Below are 18,001 nucleotides of genomic sequence, written 5' to 3' on the forward strand. Positions count from 1 at the left end.
CTCAGCGCGCGGGCGTCGTCGTATCGATCGCTTCGCGCAACGGTCGGCGCATCGCCTTCCAGTAGTTCACAGGTGACAGGCGCGTGAGCAGGTCGACGAGCCTGGCCTGCCGGCCGACCATGGTGCGCGCGCGTCGGCGCACGGTCGCGCGCACGATCATCGCCGCGGCATCCGCGGGGTCGGTGCGGTACATCGCGGCCTGGGCGGATGCCGCGCGCGCCGCTACGGCCGGGTCGATCGCCGCGGCGTATCTGCCGTGCAGGATGATCCCGGTGCGCACGCCTGCCGGGTACACCGCGCCGACGGTGACCGAGGTGCGCTCGAGCTCGTGCCGCAGCGCCTCGGAGAAGCCCCGCACGGCGAACTTGCTGATCGCGTACGGGATGCGCCCGGCCGGGGCGGCGAGGGCGTACACGCTGGCGAGGTGGGTGATGTGGGCCGCTGGCTGCTGCTTCAGCGCGGGCAGCAGGGCCTTCGTGATCGACACCGTTCCCCACAGGTTCACGTCGACGAGCCAGCGCATCTCCTCCATGGTGAGCTGCTCGATGTCGCCCAGCATCGACGAGCCGGCGCAGGTGATGAGCGCGTTGATGCGCGGATGGGCGGCGCGGATCGCCTCGGCTGCGGCGAAGACGGCCTCATCATCGCGGACATCGACGGTGTGCGTCGTGACGGTCGAGCCGGTGAGCGCGCCCGCGACCTCCGCCAGGGCCTCGGCATCGCGGTCGACGAGGGCGAGGCCGACGCCGCGGCCGGCGAGGATGCGGGCGATCTCCGCTCCCATGCCGCTGGCGGCGCCGGTGATCACGGTCGTGCCGTCGCTGAGGTCGAGATGCTTCATCGCATCCTCTTTCTGACGCGGTTCGGAGGTGTGCTCCTGCGGGTATGCAGGTCTATTCTCACGCATCGGGACCTGCGTGATGTCGGTGGCGAACGGGTACCCTCGTTTGCAGAGGAGGTAGCGGTGGGACGAACTGCGGATGCCATCGCCGAGGGCGTCGCGATCGCGACCTCTGCCGCGCGCCTCCTCGTGAAGAATCACATCCTCGTCGGCACGATCGCCGAGGGCGGCGCGTTCGACGTCGACAAGTACATCGACGACACGCGCGAGGCGTTGCGCGCGATGGCCGAGGAGTCCGAGGCGGCCGAGAAGACGCTCGACAAGTTGCGCAAGCGCGCCCGCGGACGCCACTCCGATCCGGTCGGCACCCACGACTACCGAGACCGCGACGTGCGCAACCTCAAACGCCGCGCGAAGCAGTCGCGCGGTGTGGCGCATCGGCTGCGCCAGATGATGGACGACCGCGAGACGCTCCGCGTCATCGTCGAGGAGGCGCGCAGCGCCGCATGGGCGGATGTGCGGCACAACCTCGACCGCCGGCTGCGCGTCGAGGGCATGCGCCCCGACCAGGATCCCGATTACACGCAGATGCGCGAGGCGCGCATGCAGGCGCTGCGGCTGGTCGATCTGCAGGCGCTGTCGAGCGAGCAGCGGGCGCGCGAGAGGGGTCGCAAGAAGCAGCAGAAGCTCATGCAGGAAGAGGCGGCGACGGCGGAGCCCGAACAGCACTGATGGCTCGTTTCGCTTTCCGTTGGAGTCTGTTGTAGGCTGTTCCACGGCCCGCTGAGCGGGCGGAGCGCCTCTAGCTCAATGGATAGAGCATCTGACTACGGATCAGAAGGTTGGGGGTTCGAGTCCCTCGAGGCGCACCATAGATGGCGTACTGCAAATTCCAACGGTTTCCGCACCCTGGGAGAGCAGCGCCGACAAGAAATCATCAAGCAGGCCATCGGAGACGGTGGCCTGCTTTTCTGTTGCGACGGCTTCGTGGCGCTGGGCTTCCGCGATCGCGAGATCGCGAGCGTAGACGATGTCTTCGGTGGCTGCGAAGGCTGTCCAGCCTCGCTGGGAGGCGAGGAGTTCGCGCATCGGTGTGTTGAGTTCGTCGCCGACGACTTCTTCGTTGACGACGTAGATGTGCTTGAAGATGGCCTGGTTCAGCATGCGTCGGGTCTGGTCGCTGGCGTAGCGGTATAGCTCGTATGGATCGTGGAGCAGGTCGAGGTGGGCGTCGATGTAAGCCATGCCGGGTCGGATGTCGTCCGTGATCGACTCCAGCTCGGCTTCGAGTTCTTTCCGCTGGCGGGCGATGTCGCGGAGCTTGCTGCGTACGCGCGAGGTGTCGATGCCGCCGTCGGCTGCGAGGTCGATGAGGTTGTCTTCCTGGGTGGCGAGGCGGGTGAGCTGGGCTTTGGTCTGCTCCTGGAGCATCTTCTGGGCGCCGATCTGGTCATTGACCGCGGCTTCCATGAGGGTCCGGACAGCAGCAGTGAACTCGGGTCGAAGCGAGAGTGTCTTGTAGTGCTTCTCGACGGCCTCTTCGATGCGGTCGATGTTGGAGTACGGAGCGTCGCAGGTGTGGTCTTGTACGCCGCGGCAGAAGAAGTACGAGTACGTCGCCTTCGTCTTGCTGTTGACGTGCATGAGGATCATGCGCCGGTTGGTGTCTGCTTCGAGGCGGCAGCGGCCGCACCAGATCGACCCCTTCAGGTAGTGGTCGTGCTTGCGTCGGCGCTCGCTGGCGTAGCCGCGGGTGTCGAGGAGCTCTTGGACGCGGTCGAAGAGCTTCACGTCGATGAGGGCTTCGTGGCGTCCCTCGTAGTACTCGCCTTTGTAGCGCACCTCTCCGAGGTAGTACCGGTCGCGGAGCATCTGGTGGATTTTCGAGTCTGACACCGGTCCGGCCGGCCAGCGGGTCGTGGCTCGCGTGAGCAGGCCGCGGTCGGTGAGTTCGTCGGCGATGTCCTGGAAGGTCATCTGGCCGCGGGCGTAGAGCTCGAACGCGAGTTTCACGAACGGTGCTCGTTCGGGGTCGATCGCGACGGTGTTGATCTTGCGCCCGTCGATGTTCTCGGTGACGTTGAGGTAGCCGAGCGGCGCGCGCCCCAAGGTGCCGCCGCTCTTGGCTTTCTGGCCCATCTTGTAGGACACCTCCGCGCCGTCTTTGGCGCTTCGGTATTCGTTGAACGCCGCGAGCAACCCGTGCATGAGCTGCCCGACCGGTGTGGCGTCGATGGACTCAGTCGCCGAGATGAGGGTGACGCCGCGCTTTCGAAGGTCCGCCATGACGATGGCGTCATCGATGCGGTTGCGGGCGAAGCGGCTGAGGTCGTGAACGATGACCGCGTCGACGTCGTGTTGGCGTGAGATGCGTTCGAGCATCTGTTGGAACGCGATGCGCTTGGTCATCTCGGTGCCCGAGCGTCCAGGCTCGATGTACTCGCCGATGACGGTGAGGCCGAGCTGTTCAGCCTTGCGAGTGCAGGATGTGCGCTGCGCGGGGATGGAGATGCCCTCGGGGTCATAGTCGGTGTCGACCTGGCCCTTGCTCGAGACGCGAAGGTAGAGCACCGCGCGTGTGCCTTTGGGGAGGTTCGATGGCGCCAGCGGGTTGTCGCTGGCGACGCTTGCGACCGCTTCGTCTTCGGTCATCTCGATCTTCGCGCTCCGCAGTGGTGGCGGTGCTCCCTGAAATGCGGATGGGGTGTCGGTTCCGGGCATGCTCATCGCTGCCCTCCTTCCGTGTGAGTGAGGGCTGCGACCGCTATCGCGGCGAGCTTTCGAGAGAGATGTGGTGGAGTGTGCGCCCCCGAGTATCTCGGGCCGGGGCGCGGGCCCGTAGTCTTGAATCGCGACATGCGGGGTGGGCTCCGTTTACCCTCTAATTTTACCGTCTTATCGGGGAGTTTCCGTTGTGAAATTGGCAACGGCGGCCGTCTGCCGTGGGCGAACGGGGCCGGTCCGCGAATCTGAGGCGGTGGGCCGCTACTTGATGAAGGCATGGAGTGCTCCTTTCCAGGGGACGAGGTCGTAGACCTCGGCGAGACGTTCGAGGAGCGGCGCGTAGTTCCATTCGAGGGACTCGGGGTCGACGGCGTTGTCGATCTGCCAGTCCGCGAGGCTGCCTTCCCACTCGACAAGCGGACTGAGTGCACGGAGGGCGTCTTCTTCGGTGTGGAAGCTCCCGGCGAAGCTCTCGTGAAAGCTCTCCATGATGTCGCCACTCATGGCACTGACGTCCGGGAGCGCCAGGAAGGCTTGGAGCGCCTCGTCCTCGGGGAGCTGGAGGTCGGTCAGCGTGGCGCGGAGGTCTTCGATGGCTTCGTCGCCGTAGCAGCCGGGGATGTGGACGGTGATGTACTGGCCGTGCACGGTGATGCCGGTGCGGACGAGCACCTGCTCGAGCTTCGGCGGGAGGTGCTCGTTCATGAATTGCCGCCCTGAGCCGAGTTTCTCGCGCTGGATGAGGAACGTGCCGAACCAGTCGATCAGTTGCTTGCTTTCGGCCGTGATGTGCTCGTCGGTGTAGAGGTCGAGATACTCCTCGCGGAGGTCGAGGTATTGGCCTTCGCCGGTGCGCCCGTACTCGGCGAGCAACGATTCGGGTCCGAGGGCGCGTCCCAGGACGTGCGCGATGCAGCGGGCGGTCGGCTTGTCGATCTCGCTCTGTGTTTCGAGCGCGCGGGCGATGCCGTTGTCGAGGTACTGATGGAAGCGGCCGCGGGCGACCTCGAGGCGGCGGAGGTCAGGACCGTCGCCCTCTCGGGCTGGTCGGGGACGTGGTTCGTATTCGCTCATGAGCGGTGCCCGCCGTTGATGATGAATCGGCCGAGGGCGTCGACCCAGGCCTCGCGCTCAAGCGGCACTTCGGCGTCGCCGAGCTCCCGGAGCGCGTCGTCGGCGATGAGGACGCCGGTAGCGGCGAAGCGATGTAGGGCGGTGTCGGGGCCGTCGTGCAGGGTGGCGGCGATGAGGCGGGCGATGCCCTCGTCGATGTCGGGGCTGCCGCCGTCGGCCCAGTCGTCGAGGATCCGTAGCGCGGTCTCCGCTTGGTCGAGGCTGGCCGGGACGATGCGGTCGATGTCCAGGGCGAGTTGCGTTGATGAAGTCATGGTGGGGTGGTCCTCCTTTACTGAGGTGAAGTTGGTGTGGTGGATGGCTCGTAGGGGGCCAGTGCGGCGAGAGCCGCGCCCGTCGTGACGACGGTGAAGAGGTCGGTGTCGAGCGTGGTGTCTGCCTCGATCGCGGTGCGAATGGCGGTGGCGCGAGGTTCGTCGGGCACGACCCAGACGACGGCGGGGAACACGCCTCGGGTGCGTTCCTCGGAGCCGTCGCGGTAGTACCGCTGGTAGAGGTCGCACTTGCGGCGGATGGCGGGCAGGTGCTCGGTGCCGCGGTCGACCTCGGCGAAGGAGTGGGTCTCGGTTGTGGCGTCTGCGGTGACGAGCAGCAGGTCGGGGCGGAGAGTGGTCGTACCGGCGCCGGTTTGGAAGGTGCGCCAGCTCCAGGGTTCGGTCTCGATGTCGAGAACCTCGTAGTGGCCGAGTTGTGCTTGCTCGATGGCTTCCACCGCTACGTCAGCGATGGCGAGGGTGTGGGAGATGAAGGCAGCTCCCGGTGCCTCGAACTTGCGTCGGTCGGGGTCACCGCGAAGTGCTCGTAGGAACCGTTCGCCAGCTGGAGCGAGCTGCCAGATGGTGGCGCCCGATCCGTGGCTGGGTCCGCCGATACGCCGCGACACTCTGGCGATGACGCCGAGCTTCTCGATGCGCGTCAGGACGCGGTTGGTGGCGCGGATGCCTGCCAGGAGCGACACGTGATCACCGAACGGAGCAACGCCGAAGTGCAGCCGCTGGAGGTGGTCGCTGCGCAGCAATCGGAAGCGTTCGAGGTCGTGAAGGATGGCTTGGTCGCGTTCGGTGAGGTGCTGCTCGAGCTCACGGATACGGCGGGGCTTCCAGGCGGCAGTGTCACTCATAGGGGCCTCCTGTCAGGGGTAGCGCCCGATGCGGCCTTTGGAATCACCCCTGCAAAGCAGGGGGAGTCCCCGCCCGTAAGGGGCTGAAAGGGCCGGAAACGGGCGGGGTGCGGGGTGCTGTGCTGGAGGCGAGCGGACGGCCGAGCGGACGGGAGAACGGACATCCGCCCCTCGAGGTGGCGCGCAAGTGGTGTGAGCGTCATCGGCGCCTCGCTTGCTGCCCACGTGGGAGCTTCGGCTCCGGAGCACTCGCGGCGAGAGCGGCTTCTACGTGCTCCATCGAGCTGTCGAGGGCGGTCTGAACGTGCGCTCCGTAGAGGCTGCGGCTGGCTTCGCGGATGCGGTCGGCTGCGCCCACGACTGGTGCCGGAGGCAGTGTGTGGGCGGAGAACCAGTCCGTTGGGGCGCCGCCTGCAACCAGGCGGCAGTAGATGTCGTACTTGCCCAGGCGCTGGAAGTCGTCTGCGGTGAGGTCGGGTGCGTGTTTGGCGAGGTCGCTGGCGTCTTTCGGCCCCAGCACGAAGGCGAACTTCGCCCGAGCGTTGGTGTCGAACCCTTCCCGCATGCCAGGCGGCAACTGGGTGCGGAACTGGTGGGCGACGTGCCAGGCGATGCCGTAGGAGCGGCTGGTGGCCATGGCGTCACCGATGTCGGTGGGCAGGTGCAGATAGTTCTGCGCCTCGTCGACGAAGACCATGCCGGGCCGCTTCCACGGATCCTTCTCGCTGGCGCGGCGCAGAGTCGCTGTCCAGAGCTCGGCCAGCACGAGGCTGCCGAGGAAGTTGGCCGCGCCCTTACCCAGGAGTGCTTCGTTGAGCGGCACCAGCACTGTCTTGTTCTCGCGGAAGACGTCGCGGAGCCGGAAACGCGGCGAGGGCTGACCGAGCACGGCGACAAGGTTGCGGCGCATCACGATCTTGCGGAGCTTGTTGAGCGGAGCCGCGATCTGACTGACGCGCTGGCGTACGGGCATCTCCTCGAACTCGCGCCAGAAGGTGGCAAGCGCCGGATCGTCCACGACGTACTTGGTCGCTTCCAGGCGCAGTGGTGCGTCGGTGAGCAACGACGGGAGGTCGATGATCGTGTACGGCGCGGCGCGCTTCTGTCCCGCGACCAGGAGCGTCACGAGCGCACCCTGGATCAGGTACTCCGTACGTGGCCCCCAGCCGTCGGCGAACAGGGCGGCGAAGGCAGCCAGCAGGTTGTCGGCGACGACATAGGGGTCGTCGTCGGGGCTGAGTTCCAGCGGATTGAACCCGACCGGCTGGCGCTCCGAGGCGTCGAGGACGACGATCTGCCCTGCGGCGGACGCAGGTACGCGATCGAGGATTGAGTCCACCAGTTGCTTCTTCGGCTCGACCACCACACAGGCCCGTCCGGCAACGATGTCGCTCAGGATGAGGTGCTCCAGGAGCACCGACTTCCCAGAGCCGGTTGGCCCGATGGCCACCGCATGCTGGAGGCGGTCGATTGGATCGAACCCGATGGGGCGCTGCGGTCCGGGTGCCGTGCCGACTGCGAAGACGCCCTGCGTCGATGACACGCCCTTCGGTACGGGCAGTCGCTTCGGGTGAAGCGGATCGACGCCCGGAAGCGTGCTCTCGCCCAGCGGCCACCCGAGCAGGGGTGCGAGTTCGGACGGTGTTAGCTGGAGGCGTGCGTGCTTAGCCGAACCGTGATGGAGCTCGCGGGGCGATTCCGGCACCAGCCGCAGCCGGACGCCGATCGCCTCTAGCCCTTGCAGGCTGCCGAACACGCAGTGGGTCAGGGCCTCGCGGCGCTTCGGGTCCGGACTGTCGACCCCGATCCGCAGCGTGATGTGCAGCCGGGGTTCGGCGGCGTGGTCTTGGAGCTTGCGACGCGTCTCGGGTGCTGCCTTCTCTACGCCGTGCCAGAGCCGTGAGCCGACCGGCTGCAGTGGATCCGGCGCATCCGGACGGACGAAGTACGGTGCCAACGTGCGGCCGAGGACGACTTGCAGCGCGACCTTCTCGCCGGGCTTTCTGGCATCCAAGGCGCGATAGATGGCCGCCGTGAGGTGCTCCGGATCGAGCGCGGCAACGGGCAGGCCGTTCTGTCGGGCTTCGACGCGTCGCGCTGCGGTCAGCGGATCGCGGGTCGTTGTGGCGAACACGACGTCCGGGGAGAGCCCTCGCAGGAGGTGACGCACCTTGTGCACGCTGGTCGGTGTGCACCCCAGGATGTAGTGGATGCCGTCGTCCACCGCCCGTACCTCAAGCGAGAGCGGGCGGGGTGCGTCGGAGCCGGTCAGGCGGCGGAGCAGGTTCGTGACCGTCTCGGCCAGGATCGGGCGTGGCAGGTAGAGCCGAGTGAAGACGAAGGGCTCAGGCATCGCTGGCCTCCTCGCCTTCAGTTTTCGGCTCGGCATCCGCCAGCAGGCGAGCCTCCTTTTCGGCGCGGGCCTCGGCCTCTCGTCGGGCCTGCTCCAGACCGCCGCTGACGAGGATCTTCGCGATTTGCTCGGGACGGAGGTCGTGATTGAGTTCGGAGAAGACCCAGACGCGGCGATCGCGACTCTTGCGATAGCGGCGTCGGCCTGCTCGGTTGGTTGGAGTGCTCAAGGCAGTACCTCCTCTCTGTTCAGTTGTTGATGTGCTCCTCCCGCAGCGCCGTCAAAGCGCTTGTGATCGCGGAGGGGACGGTCGTTTATGAGGCATAGCCAGGGATTTGTCAATACCCGTTGTGTATTCCACAACGCCCGGCCAGAGGTGAATGTGCTCATGGTCACCACCGCCCGTTGCGACGCCAGCGGACGAACCAGACGGTCGCCCAGGCGAGCCCGCAGAGGGCGGCTGCCAGTAGCAGCCATCCCCAGAACTGGGCCAGCAGCTGCAGCGCGAGCCACAGCACGATCACGCCGCCGAGCGCCAGCAGGCAGGCGCGGAAGAACTTGTCCATGAGCGTCTCCGGCTTCTTGTCGTCGGGCTTCTTCTCGTCCCAGAACACGGCTTATCCCTCGCCTTCGTGATCGGAGGCGGGTGCATCGTCGTCCTGGCGGGCGTAGTCGCTCGGCACCGGGTAGCCCCAGGGGGCCAGGCTGACGTCGCTTTCGATTTCGTTGCCCCAGACGCTCCAGTTGGGGGCCGGTGGCTGGCGGCGAGCGAACAGCTCGAGCTTCTTGGTGTCGCGTCCCGAAACGCGGTCGATGATCGCGTACATCTCATCTGGCTTGACGGAGTGTTCCTGGAGCGGGGCGAACACCCATGTGGGCTGACTGCGGAACTGCACCGGTGCCTTGCCGCGGGTGCCGAACAGGACATGCTCGGTGGCATTACGGAGGTACTGGCCGAGCGTGAAGCGCGACTTCACCCAGGTCAGGGGGGAGCGCGGGGTGAAGCCCCAGGTTTCCATGACGTCGTAGCCGACGCGGAGCGTGGCGTTCGTCACCCACAGGTACAGATGGGCGTTGTCTTCCGCGAGCGCTTTGACCGCCTCGCCCATGCCTTTGATCTGATCCAGGGTCATGACGTCGTAGTGCTGGTTTGCGCCGAGCGGGCCGCGCTGCAGGACGTCCCACGGCGGATCTGCCGCGATGACCGCAAAGCGCTCGGGCGCTACCGCCGTCTTCTGGACGGGGAGAGTCGATGCTCCCAGTGCGCTCGGTGTTGCTGCTGGTGTGGACATGGTGATGTCTCCTTTCCCGGAGCCCGGCTCGTGGCCAGGCACCGGAGGATTGGTATGAGGCAAGGCGGGTAAGTCGTCAACCGTCCGATCGCTCCCGCCGCCACGCGGCGAGACGGTCGAGCGGACAGCGGCTCGCTCAGGAGCTGCGGTAGGTGACGGGGATGTATTCGCGGGTGTTGTGGAATTGACGACACCCAGCTCGGACGTATGCAGCGTGGGTTCACTCATGAGCGCGCCCCCTTACTGGCTCCCCGGCGCAGCACGGAGTACCGGCGCCCGCGACGAGTCGCGGTGAGGCTGCGGTGCACCGCAGCAGCGAAGCTGCCCGGAGGGTCGCTGGCGCGCAGCGGCGTCACCGTGACGCCCGCGGCATCGATGAGGTCGAGCGGTGGCTGGCCTCCGAGTACGACCGCGTGCACCGTCCCGGGGAACGCCAGCAGGCTCGACAGCGCCGCGTCCGGGTCGGCGTCGGTGAGCTCGAAGTCCGAGAACACCGTCAGACGCACGTCGTGACCCGGATGCTCGAACGCGAGGATCTCGGCGGCTTCCAGGCTTGGCAGCAGATCGCTTGTCCCTGCCCCCGCGCGTGGTGTCTGCAACGACGGCTCGAGAACGGTGCTGAGATGGCGATCCGAGAGTGTGACGACCGGGCTGGCCCCGACCGGATGGTCGAAGTGAAGCACCGCGACCTTCGCTCGGTTCGTCACCGACCAGCTGCCCACCACCCGGATCGCCTGCCACGCCTCTCGGAACCGCCCGCCGACCGGATCAGTCCCGACAGGTGCAGTCACGGAGCCGGAGTCGTCGAACAGGATCAGGTCGAGGCTGGGACGGGTGGCGTCCAGGCCCGGCCATCCGAGCTCCACCCACGGTTCGGGCGTGAACCGCTCGGGGCGAAGCGGCAGAACCCCACCAGGGAGCAGCTGCGGGTGGATGATAGGCGGGATCACTGGGCACCACCGCCTCGGCGCGTCGTCTGCCCGATCGCGGTGTGCTCGGCGGCCGGGCCGTGCCCGACGACCTGCGGGTTCCGGCGCAACACCCCGAACCGCAGCGCCCGCAGGTGTCGGCGGGCTGCCTCCCCGCGATGGTCGTGTTCCGCCGTGACCGATTCGGCCTCGGCGAGCACCGTCTCGCGGTGACGCCAAGCGGATGCTCCGGCCAGCTGCTGATGACGGGCAAGCGCGCGGGCGTAGTCCGCTTCGGCGGTTTCGATGAGGTCTGCCGCTTCGTCGGCGTACATGTAGCTCTCGATCCAGCTGGCTGCCGCGACCGCCATCGCGATCCCGCCAAACACGGCCCCGGCGAGCGGATCCTCGATGCTTGCCCGCAGCGCGAACACTGAGACCGCGATCATGGAGGCCACCGCCCCCGATACCCACAGCAGCGCCTTCACGAAGGGCCACCCGGTGTCGGGGGCGGTGAACAGCGGCGCGAACGGACGCTCTTGCTCGGTGAGGGTGTCGAGCGGGCGAGCCCGACGCTCTCGGGCGCGGAGGTCGCGCACCTCGGCACCGGACAACCCCGCCGTGACAGTGGCAGCTGCCGCAGCGATGGCCATGACTACTGCGATCTCCGGGTACTCGCCGAGCCAGATGGCCGCACTGGCGACCCCGGCGAGGTCGCCACAGAGAAACGCGGTCTTCGCCAGGTAGTGCCAGCGCTTGGCCTTCGGGGCGCGGCGCCGGTGCGGCGAGAGCACCACCGTTGTCGCGACCAGCCGCTCTTCGGCAGCGGTCAGGATAGGAAGGTGCCCATCGAGTAGGCGCCTCCCGGCCTCGGCGGCCAGGGCGAGCCCGGCGGCCTCGGCCCGGAGCGGGCGGGCGGTCTCGATCCCGAGCGCCGTGAACTGCTCCGGTTGTTCCAGCTCGAGTTCCTCGCGCTCCAGCTCCAAGTATGTGCTGCCGATGGAGCTCGGGCGCGGGACGGCCGCCGCTTCGTCGATCCGCTGCAGCGCGACCTCCGCGGCCTCCGCTTCCGACTGGAGGGCGGCGTCGAACACGCCGAGCATCTTCACTGGGTCACCGCCAAGTCCGTGACGGCCAAGCACGTACCTGCACCGGTCTCTTCGCAGAGGGCGGTGTAGAAGGTGACCTCACCGGAGATGACGTCCGAGGGCACCGGGTCGCCGGCCACGCGCCCCAGGCCCGCGACCGTGAGTGAGGAGTCTGCAGGCAGGCTCGGCACGTCGACCTGCTCGGCCAGCGCCGTCGCCTCACCTTCGGTGAGCGCTCCGGTGATCTGTACCGGCCCGACGTTGGTCAGGCCATCGGTGAGCAGGTACGCATCGAGACGGGACTCCGGGAACTGGGCAGCCTGCTCCGTGAACAGCCGGTACGCGGCCAGCACATCGCTGCCGTCCTGGGGCAATGCCTCGACCGCCGGATCGAACGCCGTCGCGATCTCACGCATGACCTGGTTCAGCGCATTCGGCACCCGCTTGAGGCGGGCGTTCTCCGTCGGGGTCTGGATGGTGACATCGCCGTCGTAGAGCGCGCTGATGGCGCCCGAGCTACTGCTGAACACGGACACCTTCAGGTGCCCGCCGCAGACCAGCGTGCGCTCCGCGACCGACTGCACCAGCAGCAGCCGCTCCTTCGCGAGGGCGGCGTCGCGGGCAGAGCCGGACTCATCGAGCTGGATGAAGGTGTTGAGTGTGGCGTCCGGGCAATCCGCCAGGATTCCCTGGAGGCGTCCGAGCTCGCCGGGAGCGTTGGCTCCGGTGGAGCAGCCGGCCAGCAGGCCGACCGAAACAGCGGTGGTGATGCCGAGCGCGAGCGCACGGCGGGATACTGAGAACGTCATCGACGTTTCCTTTCCTTGATCTTTCGCAGGTGATGGGGTGGAGCTTCAGTGACAGGGGTGGCTCAGTTGGCGCTGAGCCACCCCGCTCTTGGCTTCGGCTACGTGGCGGACGGTTCCTCCGTGCCTGCGGCGTCGAGGAACTGGAAGATGCGGTAGCCCAAGCGGCTGCCGCCCGCCAGCGCCGCCTGCAAGACGATGCCCGTGAACTCGAGATCTGCCTGGAAGGACGGGTGCTGGGCGAGCTGAGCGCGGGCCTGCTGCATCGAGGTGCGCAGCGCCGCGGCCAGACCGACGGTCACCCGGTCGACGAGCGCGCTTTCGTCGTCCGAGAGGAGCAGCTCCTGCAGGGTCGGCGGGGGTTCGGACTCGACCTCAGCGGGGCTAACGGGACGGATAGCCTGCGTGAGGTCGTGCGCGGTGCTGGTGATCTCAGCCAAGTGCTTTAGACCGGACGGTGCGATGATCGCGCCCCCGGCGAGGTTCAGGTCGGGATGCTGCACGGCGCGCAGCGCCTTGGCGAGGGCCTCGGCGGCAAGCTCGAGGCGGGTGATCGCCTCGAGCTGCGCGCTCGGGATCATGGTGGGCATGGACTGTCCTTTCACTGATGGATGGTCGTCGGGATGAGGAGTTCGGACGCTGTGTCGGGTGCGACGCGGCAGGCAGAGAACGTCGGGAACCACTCGCCATGCGTCATCTGCTCGGAGGCCAGGCACTCCGCGTGGTACTTCGACTCGGCGTGGACGTAATACGTGGTGCCGGGGTGGAACAGCCCCTGATACGTGACGACCTCCCAAAGCGGCGCGGTCGCGATGACCTCGTCCTCCGCGGTGAAGCCGGTGGTGACGCCAAGCGTCGAACTCAGGATGGGGGTAACCATGAGACGCCCTTCAGATGGATTGGCTACGGCGGAGTGCTGCGTTCAGCCGACGGTAGATGCGGCCGAAATCGCCGTCCAGCGGAAGCACCTCGAACGTGGTGCGGAACCTGGAGACGGGGCGGAGGACGTGGCGTGGAACGTGGTGCGAAACCTGGAACCACCAGATGAGTAGCCAAATCGCGCCATCGTGACCGGGCGCTCGTTCCGGGGCAGAGTGGGTTGCTCGATACCCTGTGGGAATGGGAACCTCGACGCGGCAAGACCACGACGAGGTCCCCGCCTGGGAGCGCGAACTCCGGGAAGACTCGATGGGCAGACAGCACATCGGTCATGTCTTCACGGCGGAGCACTTCCCGAGGCTCGCGGCCGCACTGCACGTCACCGCCGGGCAATCGCTCGAGCAGCGGGTCGTGAACAGCGTCGATGCGCTCGACCGCGACCTCGCGACTTCGCCGCTATGGGATGAGTACCGCAGGTTGCTCTATGCCGCGTGCGCCTGGTGGGGCATCTCCGAAGCCTGGCCGACACGCGAGGACTGGCAAGCGTTCTGCGTATTCGCAGACCTCGCGGAATCACGGAAAGGGGCGATGGAGCGGGAGCGTCGTTCCTTCCGGCACGCGTGGGCTGCGCACGAGTATCAGGCCAAACGTGAGCAGATCACGGACCCGTTCCCACTGACCAGCACGCACCACCACGATGGGCACCGCGAGCCGTTCAAGACGCAGATCCAGGACGCATTCGTCGCTCTCCTGCTTGCGCTCGTCGATGGCGGGGACGGCATCGAGTTCTGGGATCCGCGCAGCAATCGCCTGCTTCGAGAGCCGCTCCCGACGGCTGAGCAGGAGCAGACGAAGCCCGCCGTGCCATCCGCGCCCGACCCAGCACAGCCCGTCACTTCCGCGGTGCGTGCCTTTTACGAGCGCGTCCGAACGCTCGAAGCGCGGATTATTCCGCGTCTCCTGAAGGAAGCTGACCAGGTCGCGGGCGAGCTTGAGATGTCGGCGCCGACCTCGTGGTCCGAGTTCGGGCGTCGCCTCACGCTCCTCACGAACATTCGCGACACCCTGGAACGGCTGACACCCGCGGTCTTCGAGGCGTCCCTCCCCACCCTGATGTCGATGACCACACCGATCGGTGGGGATGCCCTCATCGATTCCCATGCGAAGCACACACGGCTGCTCACGGAGCGCTACGTACGCCCGTGGGTGAAGCTGAGTCCGGTGCAGTTGAGTAACACGGTCGCGCTCGTGATCCGTGCCAGACGGGAGTGGCAGGAGCTGGCAAGCCAGGCGGTGCCGACCGTTGTTCCGCTCGGCCTCGACGATCTACGCCTCGCCTGGTCAGCGGCGGGTGCGCAACTCGAAGAGATCGATCGTGTGATCGGATTGCAGGGCGACAGCCGTCTCGGCCAGCGCACCATCTCCGACCTGCGGGCTGCGCTGGAGCGGATCTCCGCCACGGAGCCGTCGTAGGACGGTCGGGCATGAAGAAGCCCCTGCATTGCTGCAGGGGCTGGGTGCCGGGATATGACGATGCCCCGCTCACTCGTAGTGACGGCGCTTCGACCGGGAACCGTGAGGTTCCGCGGGAGCATCGTCGCGCCGGAGCGGCGGGGTTGGATGATGCGAGGTCTGCGTGACTCTCGTCAGGACCGAGCGGCGGCGCAGATCGCGAGATAGCGCGGACGCGCGCGACCGAGCTTGATGCCTGCCAGCAGCAGTTCGGGGTAGCTGTACGGGAACTTCCGCTCCGCGTTGATCTCCCATGCGTCAACCAGGCTCTCGTATGTCGTCCTGAATACGAGATCGTCGGAGTCGAAGAGCAGCTCCTCCCAGATGATCTGTTCGAAGCGCTCGATGCCGGCTCCCGCAACGACCTCAATGAAGTCTGCGACGTGTGCGCGCACGTGATTGTTCTCGTGTTTCAGCATCAGTTCGAGGATCGCCATCGAGTGATCCTGGTAGCCGAAGAACGCGATTTCCCTCAACGTTTCGAGGAGGTCGGGGATGTACTTGCGCGCGGGCCCCTGTTCGAGCTCGGACAGTAGCGCGACAAACTCTTCAGGGCTGTGGGTGACGATGAAGGTGAACCGTTGCACGTGGCTGCCGCTTCTTGGAACGGACGGCAGCGGCGGGTTGTAGACGTGAGGCATCGAGGTGTCCTTTTGATCTGTGTCGGTGGATGCCTGACGCTCAAACACAGAAGTGATTGAGAGCGGCGCGCTGCCGTCGCGTCGTTCATTTCGGACGGCAGGGCGCGGCCCTCAGATCTCGTAGGACAGCCCTTGTTATGACACATCAGCTCCGTCTTGTAAAGAGCCCGGGTGATGCCGCGGCATCTGCCGACAGAGGTCAGAAGGCGGTTGTGCTTTTGACAACGAACCGACGCCATTTGCCTCGTTCGGGCGCTCACGTGTGCCGCGGAGACGGGGGTCTACTCTGCGGCGCAGTAGTCGCGGATGTTGGTAGCGAGCAAGCTGGCGGCGCCACCAGTCGGGTCGTCGGGGAGGTAGAACTCGCCGTCGTTGGCGATCAGGTTCGCGGCGCTTGAGGAGAGGTACTCGGCGGTGGACTTCATCTGTGATGTCGGCGGGTCCGCCATCACGCTGTTGCCGATCTCTTCGACTGTTCGGGTCGAGTCCTCGTCGTAGGAGCTGCCGCTGGTAGCGGCGAAGCTGTCGAGTGTCGAGAGGTAGCCGGTTAACGTGGTGCAACGGGTGGCCTTGTCGGCGCTGGATACAGTGGAGCCCGCGATGACGCTGACGAACACGATCACGGCAACAGTTCCGATTATGGCGAGTCCGGTGAAGGCCGAGCTGAGGATGATCGCGAGCTTTGCGAGAGTGGTCGGTGCCGCTCCGGCACGCTTGGACTCGGATCGTGAGACGAGGCCGAGGATCAGCCCGACGGGAGCTATCAGGAAGGCGCAGATGAGCGCCACGATCCCGAGGCTCGTTCCTGGCGCCGGTGTCCCGACGGGACGGGTGGTGGGTGCGGCGTTCATCGGGCGGCTGCCTTCCAACTCGTGACGTGAGGTGGTCGCCACCCGCTCCAAGCGGCCGACCACACCGCACATTACCAATTTTCATTGGTTTCTGGGTATGTTCGAACCCAGCGGCCAGCAGCCCCGGGAAACACCCGCTTCTCCGGGGCGCTGGCAAAGGAACTCTGGGGGCTTCTCGTGGCGTGTCTCACCTCTCGTGCAGGATCGGTCGCGGCAGGGATCGGGGTGTTGCTCGCGCTCTCCGCTTGCGCATCGACTCCCGTGGCTGGGTCGTCGACCGCGACGGCTGGCGCGGCCTCGGCCGCAGCGGCGACGGTCACGGTGACCTGCGAGGAGTTCAATGCGAGCGCCACGCTGGATGCGGCCTATGCCGCGATGGGCAGCGTAACCGGCAGCACCTACACGGAGGCGAATGACCACAGCCTCCTCGCCGGGGCGCAGAACGCCTGCAGCATGGACATGTCCCGCACTCTCAACGACGTCATGATCGACCTGACGGGAGGGCAGATGGCCGCTGCTCCTTCGGACGACACCGATACCTCGTCGGGCAGCGCCGGCAAGGACGCTGTCGCCGAGGAATGCAGCTTCGGCAGCATGGAGCCGACTTACACCGTCGAGATCCTCACGGACTTCCCCGACGTCTGGAAGGCGAATGCCCCGCTCCCGGCGACAGATGGCCACGCGGTCTGCCACCAGAACACACCGGATACCTCACAGGTCGACCGGTACTGGGTGTGGTTCGAGGACGAACAGGCGGGAGAGGCAGCGGCGCTTGCCTGGGAGACCGCCCTCACGAACGCGGGCTATGCCAAGAGCTGCGACCCGCTCTACGACATCGTCAACGCCCGCGCAGAAGCCAGGACCGGGAACTGTGGCTACGTCAGCGCGTCCGGCCAGTCCGCCATGATCGAGCTCAACGGTAGCTTCGGCGACGGTTGGATCCTCTGGTTCTTCCCGCAGAACTGACTCCGAGAGGTGGGCGTGCGCTGCGTAACTGCGGCGTGTTCTCCATCGGCGATTTCGCTCGCTTTCCGGAGCATTCTCGGGCTGTGTGGTTCCTCGCCTGGCCGCGTTCATGGCCGGGCGGAAGGAGCACTACGATGACGTTCGAACGCCCCGACTGGCTTACCGAACCCTGCCCGGCATGGTGCGACGGCGAGCACGCCGGCCAGCACCTTGAAGACGACCGGTGCCACCACAGCGACTATCGTGTCGTCCCGATCATTCAGCAGCAACGTCGGTGGCCGCGCCCTGCTCTTCGTCCAGGCGACGACGTCGAAGCCGGTGAGCTCAACGTGCTCACGTTCCGAAGCGTCGGTGCTCGTGAGACGTGGATCGCGATCGCGAACGACCAGCAGAAGCTCGAACTCACTCATGAAAGCGCGTGCAGACTCCATGCCGCGCTCGGCAGCCTTCTGCGCGACGTGAGTGATGAACGCGAGAAGCCGTAGGTTGCGTGCTACCGGGTGGTCAGCTTCGGTGCTGCCGGCAACAACTCCTCGAGCCGGACATCGAGCACCTGAGCAATCGCGAGAATCGTCGCCAACCGCGGGTTTGTCGGCGCACCCCGTCGTGTCGCCGCACCCCGCTCATACTGCTGATACGCGTAGAGCGAGATTCCCGCGAGTTCCACCAACTGTTCTTGCGTCAGCCCCGCCTCGTCCCGAGCGCGTCGCAGCCGATGCCCAAGCTCGCGAGCGAACGCGGCCCACTCCTCGCGCGCCTCGGGTGCAATAGCCATCACCCCAGGCTCTGACCAACAAGAGTTGGTGAACACCGATAAAAATTGGTCTCATCGGCGATCTTGGCAACGCACGCTGCAAGAAGGCTCCGACCCCAGATGTGGTGGTCG

The 18,001-nt window shown here is 66.6% G+C and carries 21 protein-coding genes and 1 tRNA gene; 5 read left to right on the top strand and 17 right to left on the bottom strand.

What is annotated here, in order from left to right:
* Window position 1: 1 nt before the first annotated feature.
* Entirely contained in the window at window positions 2-841 is an 840-nt protein-coding gene (locus QM568_RS07635) for an SDR family NAD(P)-dependent oxidoreductase (RefSeq protein WP_415137444.1), read from the bottom strand.
* Window positions 842-964: 123 nt separating this feature from the next.
* Between QM568_RS07635 and QM568_RS07640 the strand changes: the two genes are divergently transcribed.
* Window positions 965-1,573 carry an asparagine synthase gene (locus tag QM568_RS07640; RefSeq protein WP_415137446.1) on the top strand — a complete coding sequence of 203 codons (609 nt, stop codon included), beginning with the start codon at window positions 965-967 and terminating at the stop codon, window positions 1,571-1,573.
* Between the two features lie 64 nt (window positions 1,574-1,637).
* Window positions 1,638-1,713 (top strand) — tRNA-Arg (locus QM568_RS07645).
* On the opposite strand, the gene QM568_RS07650 is transcribed toward QM568_RS07645, so the two are convergent.
* From QM568_RS07650 to QM568_RS07710, 13 genes are all read right to left on the bottom strand, one after another.
* Window positions 1,676-3,568: a recombinase family protein gene (locus QM568_RS07650; protein WP_415137664.1), complete on the bottom strand. Its 1,893-nt coding sequence runs from the start codon at window positions 3,566-3,568 to the stop codon at window positions 1,676-1,678. The two genes, QM568_RS07645 and QM568_RS07650, sit on opposite strands and share 38 nt — an antisense overlap.
* A 258-nt stretch (window positions 3,569-3,826) precedes the next feature.
* Window positions 3,827-4,639 (bottom strand): hypothetical protein, encoded by an 813-nt coding sequence (locus tag QM568_RS07655; RefSeq protein ID WP_415137448.1) that lies wholly within the window; start codon window positions 4,637-4,639, stop codon window positions 3,827-3,829.
* On the bottom strand, window positions 4,636-4,953 hold the full coding sequence (locus tag QM568_RS07660) for a hypothetical protein (protein WP_415137450.1): 318 nt from the start codon (window positions 4,951-4,953) through the stop codon (window positions 4,636-4,638). The genes QM568_RS07655 and QM568_RS07660 overlap by 4 nt, the downstream gene beginning before the upstream one ends.
* 17 nt (window positions 4,954-4,970) lie before the next feature.
* Window positions 4,971-5,819: a replication-relaxation family protein gene (locus QM568_RS07665; RefSeq protein ID WP_415137452.1), complete on the bottom strand. Its 849-nt coding sequence runs from the start codon at window positions 5,817-5,819 to the stop codon at window positions 4,971-4,973.
* A gap of 199 nt (window positions 5,820-6,018) precedes the next feature.
* Window positions 6,019-8,043: a type IV secretory system conjugative DNA transfer family protein gene (locus QM568_RS07670; RefSeq protein WP_415137454.1), complete on the bottom strand. Its 2,025-nt coding sequence runs from the start codon at window positions 8,041-8,043 to the stop codon at window positions 6,019-6,021.
* A gap of 121 nt (window positions 8,044-8,164) precedes the next feature.
* Window positions 8,165-8,401, bottom strand: coding sequence for a hypothetical protein (locus QM568_RS07675; protein ID WP_415137456.1), 237 nt, complete (start codon window positions 8,399-8,401; stop codon window positions 8,165-8,167).
* A 163-nt stretch (window positions 8,402-8,564) separates the two neighbouring features.
* On the bottom strand, window positions 8,565-8,786 hold the full coding sequence (locus QM568_RS07680) for a hypothetical protein (RefSeq protein ID WP_415137458.1): 222 nt from the start codon (window positions 8,784-8,786) through the stop codon (window positions 8,565-8,567).
* A gap of 3 nt (window positions 8,787-8,789) precedes the next feature.
* A complete protein-coding gene (locus QM568_RS07685) occupies window positions 8,790-9,464 on the bottom strand; it encodes an MT-A70 family methyltransferase (RefSeq protein ID WP_415137460.1) in 675 nt (224 codons plus the stop codon).
* A gap of 224 nt (window positions 9,465-9,688) precedes the next feature.
* Window positions 9,689-10,414 (bottom strand): hypothetical protein, encoded by a 726-nt coding sequence (locus QM568_RS07690; protein ID WP_415137462.1) that lies wholly within the window; start codon window positions 10,412-10,414, stop codon window positions 9,689-9,691.
* On the bottom strand, window positions 10,411-11,475 hold the full coding sequence (locus QM568_RS07695) for a hypothetical protein (RefSeq protein ID WP_415137464.1): 1,065 nt from the start codon (window positions 11,473-11,475) through the stop codon (window positions 10,411-10,413). The genes QM568_RS07690 and QM568_RS07695 overlap by 4 nt, the downstream gene beginning before the upstream one ends.
* A gap of 2 nt (window positions 11,476-11,477) precedes the next feature.
* Window positions 11,478-12,269 carry a hypothetical protein gene (locus tag QM568_RS07700; protein WP_415137466.1) on the bottom strand — a complete coding sequence of 264 codons (792 nt, stop codon included), beginning with the start codon at window positions 12,267-12,269 and terminating at the stop codon, window positions 11,478-11,480.
* Window positions 12,270-12,367: 98 nt separating this feature from the next.
* A complete protein-coding gene (locus QM568_RS07705) occupies window positions 12,368-12,856 on the bottom strand; it encodes a hypothetical protein (RefSeq protein ID WP_415137468.1) in 489 nt (162 codons plus the stop codon).
* Between the two features lie 11 nt (window positions 12,857-12,867).
* Entirely contained in the window at window positions 12,868-13,146 is a 279-nt protein-coding gene (locus tag QM568_RS07710; protein WP_415137470.1) for a hypothetical protein, read from the bottom strand.
* 239 nt (window positions 13,147-13,385) lie between these two features.
* Between QM568_RS07710 and QM568_RS07715 the strand changes: the two genes are divergently transcribed.
* The gene (locus QM568_RS07715) at window positions 13,386-14,618 is read left to right on the top strand and encodes a hypothetical protein (protein WP_415137472.1); all 1,233 of its coding nucleotides are present in this window, start codon (window positions 13,386-13,388) and stop codon (window positions 14,616-14,618) included.
* Window positions 14,619-14,791: 173 nt separating this feature from the next.
* On the opposite strand, the gene QM568_RS07720 is transcribed toward QM568_RS07715, so the two are convergent.
* Both QM568_RS07720 and QM568_RS07725 read right to left on the bottom strand, forming a co-directional pair.
* The gene (locus QM568_RS07720) at window positions 14,792-15,298 is read right to left on the bottom strand and encodes a hypothetical protein (RefSeq protein ID WP_415137474.1); all 507 of its coding nucleotides are present in this window, start codon (window positions 15,296-15,298) and stop codon (window positions 14,792-14,794) included.
* Between the two features lie 281 nt (window positions 15,299-15,579).
* Entirely contained in the window at window positions 15,580-16,149 is a 570-nt protein-coding gene (locus QM568_RS07725; RefSeq protein ID WP_415137476.1) for a DUF4190 domain-containing protein, read from the bottom strand.
* A 225-nt stretch (window positions 16,150-16,374) separates the two neighbouring features.
* Here QM568_RS07725 and QM568_RS07730 point away from each other — a divergent pair, with 225 nt between their 5' ends.
* Entirely contained in the window at window positions 16,375-17,115 is a 741-nt protein-coding gene (locus QM568_RS07730; RefSeq protein ID WP_415137478.1) for a hypothetical protein, read from the top strand.
* A 134-nt stretch (window positions 17,116-17,249) separates the two neighbouring features.
* The gene (locus tag QM568_RS07735; protein WP_415137480.1) at window positions 17,250-17,600 is read left to right on the top strand and encodes a DUF6907 domain-containing protein; all 351 of its coding nucleotides are present in this window, start codon (window positions 17,250-17,252) and stop codon (window positions 17,598-17,600) included.
* A gap of 8 nt (window positions 17,601-17,608) precedes the next feature.
* Here QM568_RS07735 and QM568_RS07740 read toward each other — a convergent pair whose 3' ends face one another.
* The gene (locus QM568_RS07740) at window positions 17,609-17,890 is read right to left on the bottom strand and encodes a helix-turn-helix domain-containing protein (RefSeq protein ID WP_415137482.1); all 282 of its coding nucleotides are present in this window, start codon (window positions 17,888-17,890) and stop codon (window positions 17,609-17,611) included.
* Window positions 17,891-18,001: the final 111 nt, after the last annotated feature.

This window comes from Microbacterium sp., from assembly GCF_047607465.1.
Lineage (GTDB): Bacteria > Actinomycetota > Actinomycetes > Actinomycetales > Microbacteriaceae > Microbacterium.